Genomic DNA, 16502 nt, shown 5'->3' with positions numbered 1-16502 from the left:
GTCAGTCCTCCGGGGCCAGCGCGGCGAGATCCGCGTCGACCATGATCTGAACCAGCTCCGGCACGTGCACCTGGGCCTTCCAGCCCAGCTCGGTCATGGCTTTGGACGCGTCCCCGATCAGCGAGTCGACCTCGGTCGGACGGACGTACCGCGCGTCGTAGTCGACATACTGCTCCCAATCCAGGCCCACGTGGTCGAAGGCGCGCGCGACGAAATCCTTGACCGAGTACGACGTACCGGTCGCGATCACGTAGTCGGCCGGGGTGTCGTGCTGCAGCATCCGCCACATGCCCTCGACGTACTCCGGGGCGTAGCCCCAGTCGCGGCAGGCGTCCAGATTGCCCAGGTAGAGGCGATCCTGCCGGCCCAGCTTGATCGCGGCGACCGCGCGGCTGATCTTCCGGGTCACGAACGTCTCGCCCCGGCGCGGCGACTCATGGTTGAACAGGATCCCGTTCACCGCGAACATGTCGTACGCCTCGCGGTAGTTCCGGGTCATCCAGTAGCCGTAGAGCTTGGCAGCGCCGTACGGCGAGCGCGGGTAGAACGGGGTGTCCTCGTTCTGCGGCGGTGGCGTCGCGCCGAACATCTCCGACGAGGACGCCTGGTAGAACCGGCAGTCCAGCCCGATCATCCGGATCGCCTCGAGCAACCGCGTCGTACCCATCCCGGTGGTGTCACCGGTGTACTCCGGCTCGTCGAAGCTCACCCGCACATGCGACTGCGCGGCCAGGTGATACACCTCGGACGGCTGGATCGAGGCCAGCAGCGTGACGAGCCGCGAGCCGTCGGTCAGATCTCCGTAGTGCAGGAACAGCCGCTTGTCCTCCGCGTGCGGATCCTCGTACAGGTGGTCGATCCGCTTCGTGTTGAACGTCGAGGCCCGCCGGATCAGGCCGTGCACCTCGTAGCCCTTGGCAAGCAACAGCTCCGCCAGGTACGAGCCGTCCTGGCCGGTGATGCCCGTGACGAGCGCCTTCTTCATGAGTGGTTCTCCACATACCAGCGGTAGGTGGCGGCCACACCGTCTTCGAGGTCGATGGACGGCTTCCAGCCCAGCGCCAGCAGCTTGCTCACGTCGAGCAGCTTGCGCGGGGTGCCGTCCGGCTTGGACAGATCGTTGCTCAAGGCACCGGTGTAGCCGACGACGCGGGCGACCAGTTCGGCCAGCTCGCGGATCGACACGTCCGCGCCGACGCCGACGTTGATCGGCTCGGGTGCGTCGTACTGGTCGAGCAGGTGCAGGCACGCGTCGGCCAGGTCATCCACGTGCAGGAACTCGCGGCGCGGCGTACCGCTCCCCCACAGCACGACCTCGTCGGCGCCGGCCAGCTTGGCCTCGTGGAAGCGGCGGATCAGCGCCGGCAGCACGTGCGACGTGGCCGGATCGAAGTTGTCGTTCGGCCCGTAGAGATTGGTCGGCATCGCCGAGATCCAGCGCAGACCGTACTGCCGGCGGACGGCCTGGACCTGCATGATGCCGGCGATCTTCGCGATCGCGTACGCGTCGTTGGTCGGCTCGAGCTCACCGGTCAGCAGGCTCGACTCGCGGATCGGCTGGTCGGCGTACTTCGGATAGATGCACGACGAGCCGAGGAACAGCAGCCGCGGCGTCCGTACTTCGAGGGCCGCGTCCATCAGGTTCACCTGGATCCGCAGGTTGTCGCTGAGGAACTCGGTCGGGTGGTCGCGGTTCGCGAGGATCCCACCGACCCGGGCAGCCGCGTCGACGACTATCGCGGGCTTGTGCTCGGCCAGGAACGCGAACGTGGCATCGCGGTCGCGCAGGTCGAGCTCCGAGGACGACGCGCCGATCAGCTGCGTGAACCCGGCAGCTTCCAGACGCCGCCAGATCGCGGAGCCGACGAGGCCGCGGTGTCCCGCGACGTACACGGGTGCCTGAAGGTCCATGTCAGTACGCTCCCGCGCCGTAGGCGACCGCGCGCACGGTCTTCCAGAGGATGAGTAGATCCAGGGTCATCGACCAGTTGTCGACGTAGCGGAGGTCGAGGCGGACCGACTCGTCCCAGGACAGGTCGCTGCGGCCGCTGACCTGCCACAGGCCGGTCATGCCGGGCTTCACGAGCATCCGCCGCGAGTCGTCAGCGGCGTACAGGGCGACCTCCTCGGCCAGCGGCGGCCGCGGACCCACCAGCGACATGTCGCCGCGCAGCACGTTGAACAGTTGCGGCAGCTCGTCGAGCGAGAACCGCCGGATCCACCGGCCCAGCGGCGTCATCCGCGGGTCGTCGCGCATCTTGAAGATCACGCCGTTGCCGTCGCTCAACGCGTACAGATCACCGAGCCGCTGCTCGGCGTCGGAGTACATGCTCCGGAACTTCAGCATGGTGAACTCGACACCCCCGCGCCCGATCCGCTGCTGCCGGAAGAGCACCGGCCCGGGGCTGGAGACCTTGACCGCAAGGGCCAGGCCGATCAGCAACGGGGACAGCACGGCAATGAAGCCGAGGGCAACGGTTCGGTCGAAGACCGCCTTCATCAGGTGCGGGCCGCCGCTGACGGACGGCCGCTCCAGGTGCAGCAAGGACAGGCCGGCGACCGGGCGGACCGAGATCCGCGGACCGGCGACCTCGATGATGCCGGGTGACACGATCAACTCGATACCGCGCTGCTCCAGCGCCCACGACAGCCGGCGCAGCGACTGGCCGACCAACTCCGGATCGGTCGAGATGGCAACCACATCGACCGCGTGCCGGTCAGCGGCGGCGAGGATGTCCGGCTCGTCGAGCTCGTCGGGCTGCAGCGGACCGTTGTTGTGCCGGTCACCGCGCGGCCGGCAGGTCGCGACGACGCGGAACCCGTCGGTCGGACGCTTCTCCAGGTGCTCACACAGCGTCGCGGCCGGGCCACTTCGCCCGACCACGAGAACCCTGTGCATGCAGCGGCCTCGGACGCGGTGGCGGTGCAGGTCCTTGCGCAACGCATACCGCAGCAGCAGGGCCGAGATCACCATCACCGGGATCGCCAGCACCACGAAACCCCGGGCGATCTCGGTCTTCGTCACGTACGACGTCATCGCGACGGCGGCCGTGAGGCCGACGCCGGAACGCATCAGCGACCGGAACTCGTCCGGCCCGGCGCCGAAGTACCGCGGGTCGTAGCCCTTCGACAGCGCGACGACGGCGACCCAGGCCGGCGGCAGCAGACTGCTGACGACGAGATAGCTGGGACCGACGTGGTATCCGAACCTGGTCAGCAGGGCGATCGAGACACCGAGCATCGCGGCCAGCAGGTCACCGCCGACAGCGGCCCAGCGGTAGACACCGACCCAGCGGGGCTCGGTCGAGCGCGACGGCAGCGGAACGATCGCCGGGACCTCATGCGGCACGACCCAGAGCGGTCCGTGCCCGTCCATCCGGCCGGGCGCTTCAGCTCCGCTCACACCAGTCCTTCGGTCTCACGTTGCGGCCGCTCGGACACGCTCCGTGCCCATCGCTTCCCGCAACTATGCATCCCCAGAATTCACCCGCGCGTCGGCGACGAGTCACCGAAGATTACTACGCACCACGGGCCCCGGCGACCACCAGGCCGCCTTCCTTGTGGAGAACTTGCATTGTGAGCCGCGAACCAGTTGCTTGATCACGAAATGATCAAGAAAACAAGGCAGTCCGGCCGACGTCGAGCTGACGCCGGCCGGACAAAAACTTGACGACTGGTCAGACAGGGTTCAGACAGTCGCGCGGCTCGGAGTGTCGTACTCCTCGACCACCGAGGCCGGGATGTGCTCGAGGTCGCTGACCCGCAGGTAGTCGCCCATCGTCGTGCCGGTGCACTCGGAGTCGATGTTCGGCGCCATCCGGCCCTCGACCGCGTCACCGAGGTGCACGGTGCGCAGGTCGATGCTGAACCGGGTCCGCCCCGACGTGTTCGGCACGCTGGAGTGCAGCTGCGCCCCGGAGAACAGGATGATCCCGCCCGGCTTGCAGATCGGCCGGATCTGCGGCACCAGCTCGACCTCTTCCTCCGGCACCGGCTGGATCCGGGTGTCGGTGCCGATCTGGGTCGCCGCGATCTTCCGGCTGGTCGCGTTCCATTCCGCGTAGTTGTAGACCCGTGAGCTGTTCTTCACCGGGGTCTGCCAGTACCGCGGGTGGAACGCCAGCCCGTTGTCGTCGCCGATCGCGAAGATCGGCAGCCACCAGTTCAGCTGCGTGAACGGCGCGGAGTACCAGGTGTCGCGGTGCGGGTGGAACGCGAACGCGATCCCCGTGGTCAGGTAGTCGTCCGACGTCGAGCTGCGCATCCGCGGCACGTCGAAGTACACCTGCTCGGGGTCGCACCCGAAGTCGACCAGCATCTCCTGGATCAGCCGCTTCGACTCCGGGTGGTGGATGAACCGCGGCTTGAGCTCGGCGAGCAGGGCCGCGTAGTCCTCGACCGGCATCTCGAACTGGGCCGTCTCCGGATCGAGCGGGTGGAAGGCCTGGCGGGCCATCTCGCCGGCGAACTCGGTCAGCGCCAGCGTCGAGGGACGCGGTGAGTAGACGAACAGGTCGCCGTCGTACAGCTTCTGTCTACGCTCGTCGTCGCTGAACTCGGCGTCGACATAAATGGAATGCATGGGACCCCCTCCAGGTCTTGATTCCCCCGGCCGGACCTCGGCCTAAACTCCGGCCTCCGCCGGCAGTAGTTGACGTGACACGTCGGCCAGCGGGGCCAGCTCGACGCCCGGCAGGACCAGGTCGCCACGCATGAGTTCCAGGTAACGCTGCCGGAGCTGAGCCAGCATTCCGGTCTGGTCGTACTCGACACCGTCGAGCTCGGCGACCAGCGTGAGCTCCGAGATGGTGCCGGCCAGGCCGCACTCGTCGGCGGCGAGCAGCTCGGTCCGCTCGATCGGTCGCCGGTCGAACGGCATCCCGAGCTCCTTGGCCACCTCTTCGAGGATGTCGACCGTGATGCTGTCCAGGCACGACTCGCTGGTCGGCGGCGTGACGATCCGTCCGCGCTGGACCATCAGGACGCACGCACCGGTCGCCTCCGCGACGCGGCCGGCGTCGTTGAGCATGATCGCGTCGTCGTACCCGAGCCGGCGTACCTCGATGCGTGCCATCCGCGCGCCGACGTAGTTCGCGCTGCTCTTCACGCGCGTCGGCAGCACCAGGTCGGAGGCGCGGCGCCAACTCGTCACGCCGAGCCGCATCGGGTCCGGGTCGAGCTTGCGCTGGCTGAAGGCGGTCACCACCAGGTCGGCCTCGGTCGCTTCACCCCAGTGCCCATGGGTCACGTACATCGTCGGCCGGAACCACAGGTCCTTGTCCGGCACCAGCAGTTCGCCGGCCAGCTTCTCGAGCCCACCGAGGAATTCGTCGTAGCTGAACCGGACGGGGATGTGGAACAGCGACGCGGAACGGCGCAGCCGGTCGTAGTGACGGCGCGGAGTCCGGATCGAGAAGAGCTCGCCGGCGGAGTCCCAGTAGCCCTTCACGCCTTCGAAGACGCTCAGCGCGCGGGTCAGCGCCTCGGCGCCGATGTGGATCTTGACGTCGGTGTACGGCACGAGCTCGCCGTTGACGAGCGCCCACGGCGGCGTCTGGAGCTGCGATATCGATGCGGTGTGAGCCATGAGGGCCCCCTTCCGGAGTTGGTGATCGATCAGCGGGCGCTCAGGACGCCCGCGGCGAGATCGGCAAGAGATACGGCCCGTTGGTCGCGGGCCGACATCAGCGTGACCGGCAGCGGCCACGGAATGGCGAGATCGGGGTCGTCGTACGCGATCACGACGTCCTCGGACGGATCGTGCGGCCGGTCGATCCGGTACGCGATGTCCGCCGGTTCGGTGAGCGCCTGGAATCCGTGCCCGCACCCGGCCGGGATGTACACCGAGCACTGGGTGTCCCCCGACAGCGTGAAGTGCGCCTGCCCCAGGTACGTCGGGGAGTCCGGCCGGAGGTCGACCACGACGTCGAACACCTCGCCGGCCGAGCAGCGGACCAACTTCGCCTCGCCCTGTCCGGAGCGCAGATGCATGCCGCGCAGCACTCCCTTGTGGGACCGCGACAGGCTGTCCTGTGCGAACCCGTCCGGGTCGATCCCGACCGACCGGGCGATGTCGGCGTCGAAGGTCCGGCTGAAGAAGCCCCGGTCGTCGACGTGCGGTGTCGGCTCGAACAGATAGACACCGGCGATCTCGGGTACCTGCGTCACCTTCATGAGCGTCCCTCCAAAGTTTCCGCGGGCCGGGGAAAGACCTTCGACGACAGGACGTCGTACTGGTCCTCGAGCCGGCTGCGGTTGACTGCGTTCCGCTCGTCCATCGCCGGGCCGACCACGTCGCGGCGGGACTCGAGCGCGGTGTACTGGGCGATCAGTCGATCCACGTCGAGTGAGCGGATGTTCTGGCAGAACTCCGCGAGCCCCATGTCGGCCATCAGCACGTCGTTCTTCGCGGCGTACCCGATCGACACGGTCGGCTTGGACAGCATCAGTGCGCACACGACGTTGTGGAACCGGGTGGCGACGATCGTGTCGAGCGCTGCCATCTGCTCCATCACGTCGTCGAGCGATTTCGGCGGGTCCTCGACGACCCAGGACGGATCGAGGTCGGGCCGGTTCTCCCGGACGTCGGCGAGGATCGCGGCCGAGACCAGTTCGTCCTCGTGGTCGCCGGTGAGCAGCCGGACCCGGTGCCCGTGGTCCACCAGCCAGTGCACGAAGCGCGTCATCTTCGCGACGTACTCGTCGAAGACCTCTTCGGCGCGGTCGCGGTCGTCGTCGGTGCCCCGGTAGGTCATCACGCCGACGCCGACGGTCGTGGGTTCTCCCGGCGGCGTCGCCGACCGTACGGCGGGAATGGGCAGCGAGAACGCCAGGTCCGGATAGACCGGATCGTCCGCGATGCCCAGGCCGGTGGCGCGCATCGCGTCCTTCGACAACTGGTCGCGGAACGAGCGGTAGTAGGCCAGGCGGGCCGCCCAGGTGAAGACCCGGCGGGTCATCCGTCGTCCGGACGTGTTGGCGCCGACGCTGACCAGCGCGACCTTCGTGCCGGTCAGGCGGCCGGCCGCGGTCAGCAGCAGCAGCGAGTACGGGAAGCCCCACCAGCGCAGCGGCAGGCCGCCTTCCAGCACGCCCATGCCCGGCACGACCACCACGTCGTGGCGCCGTACCCAGGAGGCGGTCCAGAAGAAGTCGACGAACTTGCCGATCCCCTTGAGCGCGACCGAACGCAGGCTGCTCGCGGTGCTGTACTCGTCGCGGTTCCAGTTCATCCGGGTGGCCGGCAGGCCGTAGCGCTTCTCGACCACCTCCGGACCGGAGCAGAGGAAGTCGATCTCCGCATCCGGGTACGACTTGGCCAGGTAGGCCAGGAACGCCTCCAGCGATCCGTCGTTACCGAGGTTCCCGTGGCCGAGCAGGCCGAAGAACCCGATCCGCGGGCCGCCCTTGGCCGGCGGGCTGAAACTCTTGTCGTTCATGCGATTCGTCCGCTCTGGCCTGCGACCACCCTGGATACCGACACGACCTCACTGACCTGCTCGACCGGCGTGTCCTGCCTTCGCATCGACGGCGGCACCGCCCGGCTCGTCATCCAGCGCACAAGTTGCCAGAGGCAACGCACTCGCTGCCCGCCGGTCAGCGGCGCGCGGAACAGCATCCGGACGTAACCCAGCGGGTACTCCGCGAGCAGCCGGATGGTCGAGTGCTTGCGGCGGCGCGGGTCGAGGTTGCCGCACCAGGAACGGACCGTCCGGTTCGACCGCAGCGCGCTGTCCGGGTGGTCGCGGCGGAAGAACAACGACGCCGGCACGTGCAGGAACCGGCCGTGCAGCGCGATCTCGGCCACGATCGTCCGGTCGGCGTGATAAAAGCTCTCGTTCAGCGCGGTCTGGCGAAGTACGTCGGCCCGTACGACGCCGTAGTCGTCATCGCCGCCGACGTCGAACAGCAGGCTCCGGAACCGCTCGACCGGGTCCGGCGAATCGGTCGTCAACGGGTAGCCGACCTTCGCGACGATGTCTCCGGCTTCGTCGATGATCGCGCTCCACGAGTGACACAGCACCGCGTCCGGGTGCTCGTCGAGCGCCTCGATGCAACGCTCCAGCAGATCGCGCGCGTACAGGTCGTCGTACGACGCCCACTTGAACAGCTCGCCGCGTGACTCGGTGAAGACGATGTTGTGGTTCGGCGACGCACCGACGTTCACCGGCTGGCGGATGTAGCGGATGCGCGGGTCGCGGGCCAGGTACTCCCGGCAGATCCGCTCCGTGCCGTCGGTCGAGGCGTTGTCGGAGATGATCAGCTCGAAGTCGGCGTACGTCTGCCCGAGCAGCGCGTCGAGCGCCTCCGCGAGGTACTTCTCGCCGTTGTAGACCGGCAGGCCGATGCTCAGCCGCGGTACTGCGTTCATCTTCTCCCCATCTCTGCCTGAGCCTGCGGGCGGCCGGCGGGAACCGTGTCTTCGATCCGGGCCGACGATCTGTGCGCCGCCCGGCTCGCCATCCATCGCAGCAGGTGCGTGTAACAGCGCCGGCGCTGCGCCGACGAGAGCGGCGCCCGCCGGATCGCGCCGACGAAGCCGCCGACGTACTCGGCCAGTAGCCGCGCGGTCGGGTTGCTCAGCCGGTGTGCGCGCCGCGGCTCCATGTTGGCGGCGCGGCTGCGGATCGTCGGCTTCGCCCGCTCGGCACGGTCCGGGTGGTCGCGGCGGAAGAACAGCACCTCGGGCACCTGGTAGAACCGCCCGGACAGCGCGACTTCGGCCATCAATGTGCGGTCCGCGTGATGGTAACTGCCGTGCAGCGGCGTACGGCGCAGGACCTCCGAGCGCATCACGCCGTAGAAGTCGTCGCCGCCGACGGCGAACAGCATGCTCCGGAATCGCTCGGCCGGATCCGGCGAATCCGTCGCGAGCGGATAGTCGACGGTGAGGAGGATCTCCCCGGCCGCGTCGATGAATGCCTCCCAGGAGTGGGCGAGGACGAGTTCGCGGTCGTCATCGAGCGCCGCGATGCACCGCTCCAGCAGCTTCCGCCCGTACAGGTCGTCGTACGAGGCCCACTTGAACAGCTCTGTGTGCGACTGCTCGAAGACGAAGTTGTGGTTGGGCGTGGCGCCGATGTTGGCCGGCTGGCGCAGGTACGTGATCCGAGCGTCCTTGGCGGCGTACTCGCGGCTGATCGCCTCGGTCGCGTCGGTCGAGGCGTTGTCGGAGATGATCAGCTCGAAGTCGCCGTACGACTGTCCCAGCAGCGCGTCCAGGGACTCGGCGAGATACTTCTCGCCGTTGTAGACCGGCAGCCCGACGGTCAGCCGCGGTACGGCGTTCATGTGCTTCTCACCTCGGGAACGACCGGCTGGGACTCCTCCTGGGACTGCTCGGAATCCACCGCCGACTCCAGCTGCTTGCGCTCCCGGACGCCGACGTGCAGCGTGTACCACCAGACGAACGCCGCCGCGAACGTCGCACACGCAGCTCCCCAGGCCGAACCGCGGGCGCCATCGAGCGCACCGCCCACCACACCACCGACGAGGTAGAACGCCGAGGCACACAGCTGAGCCTTGAGACTGCGGCGGGCGATACCGAGCGCGCGCAGACCTGCCGCGGCGCCGGTGTTGAAGCCCGCACACGCCACCGACAAAGTTGCCGGCAGCACCAATGCGGACGCGGTCAGCCAGACCTCGCCGAGCAGTGCGTGGCCCCACTTGTCCGGGAGCGCGAACAGCAGGAGCAGACCCCAGGCGAGCGCGGCCAGGGCCTGCGCGCCACCAAGTGCCAGACAGAACAGCGGCAGCGCCCGGACAGACCGTCGCAGTACCCGGGCGGCTTCCGGTACGGCGACCAGCCCGATGCCCGAGAGCACGATGAAGAACGGTCCGAGCAGCATCTCCGCGCCGCGCACAGTACCGACGGCGGCGACGCCGGCAAATGCGCCCAGTCCGTACATCCGGAGCTGGTACGCGCCGCTGAGCGTGACGTTCTCCGTCAGGTAACGAAGGCTGAGATCGCGGTGCTCGGACAGCCAGCGGCGCGCCAGTCCCGGCCGCGGCAGGATACCTGCCTGCAGCCCGCTCACGAGCGCCGCGAACACCCCGGCTCCACCCCACGCCAGGACGAACAGGGTCACGCTGGCGTGCTGGGAGGCCAGATACAGCAGCGGCACCAGGCCGAGCGCCCAGGTGATGTCGCTGACGAAAGCCTTGCCGCCCTGTCCCGACGCGAAGAACGCGAACCGCCAGCTGTCCTGCAGCATCAGGCCGGGCAAAACGATGCCGAGGGCAATGAATGCCTGGCCGGCGTGGCCGCCGAGCAGCAGCCCGACCAGCGCGCAGATGGCGCCGGTGCCGAGACCGACGACGATCGCCATCCCGGACGACTTCGCGACCGCGGTCCGCCACACCGGCCGCTCCAGGCCGCTGAACCGGACCGCGAGCGGATCGGTCCCCAGGCCGCGGGAGATGTTCAGGACCACGCCGTACGTCACCCAGGCCAGGCTGAACGCGCCGAACTGCAGCGCACCCAACTGCCGGGCGACGACAACGCCCACCAGGAAGCTGACCAGGCTGGTCACAGCCTGGTCGGCGAGTCCCCAGGTAAGGCGGCGCAGGACAGCTTTCATGGTCGGCTCACAGTCGGCTCACAGGGCGCTTCGCTGGACGGCAGGCAGGTCCTGGAGGCGCCACAGTCCGAGCCGGTTGGGGTCGACCTCGCCACCGTCCGGGAAGGACTCGAGCGGCGCGGGGAAGTTGAAGGGCGGGAGCTGCATGTTCAGCTGCCGCCAGTTGCGGCCGGTGAACTGGTTGTGGTTCCGCTCGACGTTCGCGTAGGTGTTGATCACCAGCCACTGTGCCCCGGTGGCGCGGAAGTTCTCCAGGATGTCGGCCGCGTCCTGGAACGAGACGTGTACCAGACAGTCCCGGCACAGGATCAGATCCACGTAGGGCAGCTTGTCCTTGGTGAGGTCGGCGACCGCGAAGTCGCGCTGCTCGTTGCCGTACTCCTGCCGGTTCTTCTCGATCACACTCGCGACGATGTCGACACCGTGGTACTTCTCCACCGGAAGCGGGATGTGACGCATCCAGTTCAGGTCGCCGCACGGGGCGTCGAGCATCGTCTTCACGTCGAGCCGGGTCAGGAGCTCCGGCAGGCGTTCGCGGATGTCGACAGTGGCCCGCAGTTCGGACCCGGTGCCGGACCCGGACTCGGCGCTGTCCCATCCCGACGTCTCGTAGACCTGCGTGAACAGTGCCTCCCGCGAGGTCACCCGCCACCGGAGGCGGTGGACCGCAGTCAGTCGAGACATCGGGCCGCGGAGTACGCGCTTGACCATATCCAGCCCAGAACTGCGCAGGCTGCCTACAACGGATCACATCCGGTTCCCTCTCCCCAGTTCACCTTGCGTCTTGACGACGATTCCCCAGCTCGTGCGGCTCGGGCAGCGGGACCAGATAGGTGGCGCCCCAGCCGCCGTCCGCTTCAAGTTGCGCGACGATCTCGTCGGCGATATCCCAGGTCAGCACGAGGACCACGTCCGGCCGCGCGGCCTTCAGCTCCTCGATCGGGCGGATCGGCACCATGCAGGCACCGGGGATCCGGCGGCCGTGTTTACCCGGCGCGAGATCAACGGTGAACGGCAGCAGGTCCGTCGTGACGTTGCTCAGATCCAGCAGCACCGGCGCCTTCGAAGGAGCGCCGTACCCGAGGACCGTCCGGCCGGCGGCCTTGTGGCGGCTGAGCTCCTCGTGCAGCGCACCGGCCGCATGCCGCGCGGCCTCGTGCAGGCTGCCGAGCTGGACCTCGTCCGCGATCCCGGCCGCTTCCTCGTCGTCCAGAACCACGTCGACCGAGGCGTCCGGCTTCGCGTCCGCGGTGTGTCGCAGCATCACCATCAGGCTGCCGCCGTACATCTCGGCCTGCCGCACCGACTCGATGGTCAGACCGTGCAGCGCGGCGATGTTCTGCAACGCGCGCAGCGACACGTACGCCCAGTGGCCGTGCCGGATCGTGTCGAACTGGTTGCCGATGAACAACGGCAACAAGTGGTGGAACTCCATCACCAGCAGGCCACCCGGCGCGAGCCGATCGGCCCGCAGCTTCAACGAATCGCCGTACTGCGGCTCGTGCACGATCCCGTGGACGTCGATCACCAGGCCGGCCTTCTCGTCCTCACCGGCCAGCCGGGAGCCCGCCGCGTACAGGTGATCGAGCCATGACCCGCCGTGCGGGCTGCCGAACTCGAACACCACCGTGCCGAGAAGCTCCGGGTAGTCCCGCAGGATCTCCTTGACGGAAGCCTCCGCATGCGCGCGGCTGGTCGCGGATTCGACGGCCAGCGGCTCCTCGGCCAGCTGCGCCTGCACCGGACCGAGCTGCACCAACGTGCACTCCCGGCACAGCCAGAGCGACAGCGGCCAGCGCGGATCAGGACCGGGGTTGTCGGCCGGCGGGAAGTAGTCGGCGAGCGGCTGGTCGCCGACATCCACCACGAGTACGACGTTCTCCGACGCGCACCCGCGACACTTGACGGTGCTGTCTTCAAGAGCGGTCACCACGTCTCCCTCGTTCACCATGTCAGCGTGGCCTTGGCGGTTGTGAAGGCTTCGGCGTACGTCGCCCGGCACTCCATCCCGCGCAACCGGGCCAGCCCGGAGAAGACCTCTCCGTCGAACCAGTCGTGCGGGACCTGGGACGGGTACGCCTTGTGCAGCAGCGCGACCTTGTCCTGCATCTGCTCCTCGGTGAGCTCGACGTACAGCCACGGCCGGCTGATGTCGCCGTCCCACTTCGGGATCTCGTAGTGCAGCACCAGGTGGTTGCGCCACACCGTCGGCGCCAGCTCGGCGATCAGCCGGTGGTCCTGATGCGCGTCGTGCTTGCTCGGGGCAAACACCACGTCCGGACTCCTGCTCCCCCGAGCCGTTGCCTCGAGCAACTCCTTGGTCTCGTTCCAGTGCGCCGGCAGCCGACCGTCGGGCAGCTCGGCCGACGTGACGGTCACCTCGCAGTCCGGCAGGAACAGCTCCGCCGCGCGGCGGGCCTCCTCCAGGCGCAACGGCGTACCGGTCGCGATCACGAACTCGGCGGACAGCTCCGGCACCGACTCGGCCAGCTTCAGCAGCGTGCCGCCGCAACCGATCTCGATGTCGTCCGGATGGGCGCCGAGGGCAACCAGGTGGACCGGCCCGTCGATCAGGCCGAGCTGGAACGGGAGCATCAGAGTGCCACCGCTACCGGCCTGCCGAGGCCCAGCTTGTCGACGACCAGGCCGTTCTGCTCGCGGACCCGGTGCGACCACAGCGCCCACGGCTTCTTGCCCGAGCGGTACAGCTCCTCGAGCTGGCTGCGCTCCTTGAGGGTGTCCATCGGAGCCCAGAACCCGTGGTGCGGGATCGCTTCGAGCTTGCGCATCGCGGCCAGCCGCGGGAACGCGTCACCGACCAGGTCCTCGTCCTCGTGCAGGACGTCGAAGATGTCCTTCTTGATCACGAAGTACCCGCCGTTGATCCACACGTTCAGGTCGGTGGCCGACCGCATCCCGGTGACCCGGGACTCGTGGTCGAACTCGACCACGTGGAAGGACGCCTGCGGCGGCACCGCGAGCAGGCTCGCGGTGATGTCGCTGGTCATCACGTGGTCGACGATCTTGTCCATCGGCGCGTCGGTCAGCACGTCGCCGTAGTTGGCCAGGAACGCGTCGTCGTCCTCCAGGTACGGACGGACCCGGCGGAGCCGCTCCCCGATGCTGGTGTCGATCCCGGTGTCGACGAAGGTGATCTTCCACTCGCTGATGTCGGAGTCGAGCAGCTCGATGTGCTGCCCGCCCTTGGTCATCACGAAGTCGTTGGAGACCGTCTCCTCGTAGCGCAGGAAGTACTCCTTGACCGCGGACCCCCCGAAGCCCAGGCACAGGATGAAATCGGTGTGGCCGAAGTGCGCGTAGTACCGCATGATGTGCCACAGGACCGGCCGGTCGCCGATCGTCATCATCGGTTTCGGTGCGGAGTCGACGCCGCTGCGCATCCGCAGCCCGAGCCCCCCGCAGAAGATCACGACCTTCATCTGACTTCCTTCCCCCCAACGCCTTTTCAGATCCCAAATAATTCAGAGCAGTTCGAGCTGCGGGATGGGTACGACGAACTTCGCGCCCCACTCCCGTGCGTAGCCGAGCTGATGGACGATCTCCGCGCGCAGGTTCCACGGCAGGATCACGATGTAGTCGGGGCGCGTCTCGGCCAGGCGCTCCGGGGCGAAGATCGGGATGTGCGTACCGGGCAGGTACATCCCGTGCTTGTGCGGGCTGCGGTCGACCGTGTACGGCAGCAGGTCCTCGCGGATGCCGCAGTGGTTGAGCAGCGTGTTCCCCTTGCCGGGAGCGCCGTACCCGGCCACCGTCTTGCCTTCGCGGCGGGCCTGGATCAGGAACTCCAGCAGATCGGACTTGATCGCGAACACCTCGTCGGCGAAGCCCAGGTGGCCCTCGACCGTGTGCAGGCCGGCGTCCTTCTCGTCCTGCAGCACCTTGCCGACCAGCTCGGTCGGCTCGCCGGCGGTCTCGATCGGCGTACTGAACAGCCGCAGCGACCCGCCGTGGCTGGCCAGTTCCTGGACGTCGACGACCTTGAGACCGGCCTTCTCCAGTGCCAGCGCGGCGGTCTTCAGCGTCAGGTACTGGTAGTGCTCGTGGTAGATCGTGTCGTACTGGCGACGCTCGATCAGCCGGAGCAGGTGCGGGAACTCCAGCGACACCAGGCCGTCGTCCTTGACCAGCGCGCGCAGGCCCTTGGCGAAGTCGACGATGTCCGGTACGTGCGCGAACACGTTGTTGCCGACGACAAGGTCCGCCTGCCCGTGCCGGGCCGCCGCGTCCTTGCCGGTCTCCTCGCCGAGGAAGTAGCTCTCGGTGCGGATGCCGTTCTCGTTGGCGATCTTGGCGATGTTCGCGGCCGGCTCGATGCCGAGCACCGGGATGCCGAGGGCGGTCGCGTGCTGCAGCAGGTAGCCGTCGTTGCTGGCGGCCTCGACGATCAGGCTCTCCGCGCCGAGGTCGAGCCGCTCCTGCATGTCGACGACGAACCGGCGGGCGTGCTCCACCCAGCTGGTCGAGTACGACGAGAAGTACAGGTAGTCGCTGAACACGTCGTCCGCGGCGACGTACGCCGGGAGCTGGACGAGCAGGCAGTTGTCGCAGATCCGCACGTGCAGCGGGTAGAACGTCTCACCGCTGTCGAGCTGGTCCGCCCGCAGGTAGCTCTCGCACGGCGGCGACATGCCGAGGTCGACGAACGTGCGCGTGAGCTCCGCGCCGCAGATCCGGCAGCTGTTCATCGGGGTGTTCATCACTGCATCTCCTTCGGTCCCGGGAACTGCCCGTCGGTCTGGCGCCGCAGCTGGCCGTCGACGAGTCCGGCGCTGAGCAGCTGCTGGATCCGGCGCAGGCGCACGAACTGGGCGGAGTTGAAGTCGTCGAGCGTGAGACCGTGCCGCTGATAGGCGTCGTACAGCTCCTCGACACCCTTGCGGACCGTCCACTGCAGCTGCAGCTCCGGGAAGGTGTCGTTGAGCTTGCTGAAGTCGACCTTGTAGTTGCGCAGGTCCGGGCCGGCGCCCTCGGCGATCGACAGCGTCGAGCCGGGCACCGCCTCGCGGACCATCTCGGCGATGTCGCGGACCTGGACGACGTCCTCGGACCGGCCGACGTTGAACGCCTCGTCGTGGATCGTCTCGCGCGGCGACTCCAGCACGGTCAGGAACGCGCGGCTGATGTCCTCGATGTGGACCAGCGGGCGCCACGGCGTACCATCGCTCTCCAGCCGGACCTGGCCCGACGTCAGCGCGATCGCGGTCAGATTGTTGACGACGATGTCGAGCCGCAGCCGGGTCGACGCGCCGTACGCTGTCGCGTTGCGCAGGTACGTCGGGCTGAAGGTGTCGTCGGCGAGCTTCGACAGCTCCTGCTCGGCCAGCGCCTTCGTCTCGCCGTACGCCGTGACCGGGAACATCTCGGCGTCCTCGGCGACCGCCTCGGAGCCGGCTGCGCCGTACAAGCTGCACGACGACGCGAACAGGAAGCGCTCGACGCCCGCGTCCTTGGCGGCCTGCGCGACATTCAGCGTGCCGTCCAGGTTGACCGAGTACGTCGCCGCCTTGTCCAGGTTGCCGAGTGGATCGTTCGACAGCGCGGCCAGACAGACCACCGCGTCGTACCCCTCGAGCTCGCGCGCGGTCACGTCCCGCATGTCCCGCGGCGCCCTGTCCCCGATCGGGTCCGGCCCGCCGAGCAGGTCACACCCTTCGTACAGGCCCGTATCCAGACCGTCCACCTGATGCCCGGCGGCCCGCAGGAACGGCACCATGACGGCCCCGATATAACCCCGATCCCCGGTGACCAGAACCCTCATCCGCTTCCCCTCACCCCAATGCAGCCCTGTCGCCCAATACAGAACCCCCGGACCAGCGCCTGATACACGCAATTTCTTTCCCGGCCGATCCAAAAATCTCCGGCCGGATTTCGGCGCCCTTGTATCAAGGGGTCGGGCCCGGC

The 16502-nt window shown here is 68.1% G+C and carries 16 protein-coding genes; all 16 read right to left on the bottom strand.

The features are described from left to right. Position 1: 1 nt before the first annotated feature. On the bottom strand, positions 2-985 hold the full coding sequence (gmd, locus tag AB0J62_RS10285) for a GDP-mannose 4,6-dehydratase (RefSeq protein ID WP_363866906.1): 984 nt from the start codon (positions 983-985) through the stop codon (positions 2-4). Further along, positions 982-1911: a GDP-L-fucose synthase gene (locus AB0J62_RS10280; RefSeq protein ID WP_363866903.1), complete on the bottom strand. Its 930-nt coding sequence runs from the start codon at positions 1909-1911 to the stop codon at positions 982-984. The genes gmd and AB0J62_RS10280 overlap by 4 nt, the downstream gene beginning before the upstream one ends. A gap of 1 nt (position 1912) precedes the next feature. Beyond that, positions 1913-3403 (bottom strand): sugar transferase, encoded by a 1491-nt coding sequence (locus AB0J62_RS10275; RefSeq protein WP_363866900.1) that lies wholly within the window; start codon positions 3401-3403, stop codon positions 1913-1915. A 285-nt stretch (positions 3404-3688) separates the two neighbouring features. Continuing rightward, entirely contained in the window at positions 3689-4582 is an 894-nt protein-coding gene (locus AB0J62_RS10270) for a hypothetical protein (protein WP_363866897.1), read from the bottom strand. A gap of 42 nt (positions 4583-4624) precedes the next feature. Continuing rightward, entirely contained in the window at positions 4625-5587 is a 963-nt protein-coding gene (locus AB0J62_RS10265; protein ID WP_363866894.1) for an aminotransferase class IV, read from the bottom strand. A gap of 29 nt (positions 5588-5616) precedes the next feature. Next, positions 5617-6174, bottom strand: coding sequence for a dTDP-4-dehydrorhamnose 3,5-epimerase family protein (locus AB0J62_RS10260; protein WP_363866890.1), 558 nt, complete (start codon positions 6172-6174; stop codon positions 5617-5619). Then, positions 6171-7439: a polysaccharide pyruvyl transferase family protein gene (locus tag AB0J62_RS10255; RefSeq protein WP_363866887.1), complete on the bottom strand. Its 1269-nt coding sequence runs from the start codon at positions 7437-7439 to the stop codon at positions 6171-6173. Before AB0J62_RS10255 ends, AB0J62_RS10260 begins: the two co-directional genes overlap by 4 nt. Next, a complete protein-coding gene (locus AB0J62_RS10250; RefSeq protein ID WP_363866884.1) occupies positions 7436-8371 on the bottom strand; it encodes a glycosyltransferase family 2 protein in 936 nt (311 codons plus the stop codon). The genes AB0J62_RS10255 and AB0J62_RS10250 overlap by 4 nt, the downstream gene beginning before the upstream one ends. After that, positions 8368-9291, bottom strand: coding sequence for a glycosyltransferase family 2 protein (locus AB0J62_RS10245; protein WP_363866881.1), 924 nt, complete (start codon positions 9289-9291; stop codon positions 8368-8370). The genes AB0J62_RS10250 and AB0J62_RS10245 overlap by 4 nt, the downstream gene beginning before the upstream one ends. Further along, entirely contained in the window at positions 9288-10580 is a 1293-nt protein-coding gene (locus AB0J62_RS10240; RefSeq protein ID WP_363866878.1) for a hypothetical protein, read from the bottom strand. Before AB0J62_RS10240 ends, AB0J62_RS10245 begins: the two co-directional genes overlap by 4 nt. A gap of 18 nt (positions 10581-10598) precedes the next feature. After that, positions 10599-11264 (bottom strand): class I SAM-dependent methyltransferase, encoded by a 666-nt coding sequence (locus tag AB0J62_RS10235; RefSeq protein WP_363866875.1) that lies wholly within the window; start codon positions 11262-11264, stop codon positions 10599-10601. An 88-nt stretch (positions 11265-11352) separates the two neighbouring features. Then, positions 11353-12510, bottom strand: a complete 1158-nt coding sequence (locus AB0J62_RS10230; protein WP_363866872.1) for a methyltransferase C-terminal domain-containing protein — start codon at positions 12508-12510, stop codon at positions 11353-11355. Between the two features lie 14 nt (positions 12511-12524). After that, positions 12525-13175, bottom strand: a complete 651-nt coding sequence (locus AB0J62_RS10225; protein ID WP_363866869.1) for a PIG-L family deacetylase — start codon at positions 13173-13175, stop codon at positions 12525-12527. Next, complete coding sequence (locus AB0J62_RS10220) at positions 13175-14020, bottom strand: glucose-1-phosphate cytidylyltransferase (RefSeq protein ID WP_363866866.1); 846 nt, start codon at positions 14018-14020, stop codon at positions 13175-13177. The genes AB0J62_RS10225 and AB0J62_RS10220 overlap by 1 nt, the downstream gene beginning before the upstream one ends. A gap of 42 nt (positions 14021-14062) precedes the next feature. Continuing rightward, a complete protein-coding gene (locus AB0J62_RS10215; protein WP_363866863.1) occupies positions 14063-15298 on the bottom strand; it encodes a class I SAM-dependent methyltransferase in 1236 nt (411 codons plus the stop codon). Next, a complete protein-coding gene (locus AB0J62_RS10210) occupies positions 15298-16359 on the bottom strand; it encodes an SDR family oxidoreductase (protein WP_363866860.1) in 1062 nt (353 codons plus the stop codon). The genes AB0J62_RS10215 and AB0J62_RS10210 overlap by 1 nt, the downstream gene beginning before the upstream one ends. Positions 16360-16502: the final 143 nt, after the last annotated feature.

Origin of the sequence: Kribbella sp. NPDC049584 (assembly GCF_040675555.1) — a bacterium.
Lineage (GTDB): Bacteria > Actinomycetota > Actinomycetes > Propionibacteriales > Kribbellaceae > Kribbella.
This window is presented reverse-complemented; position numbering and strand designations above follow the sequence as displayed.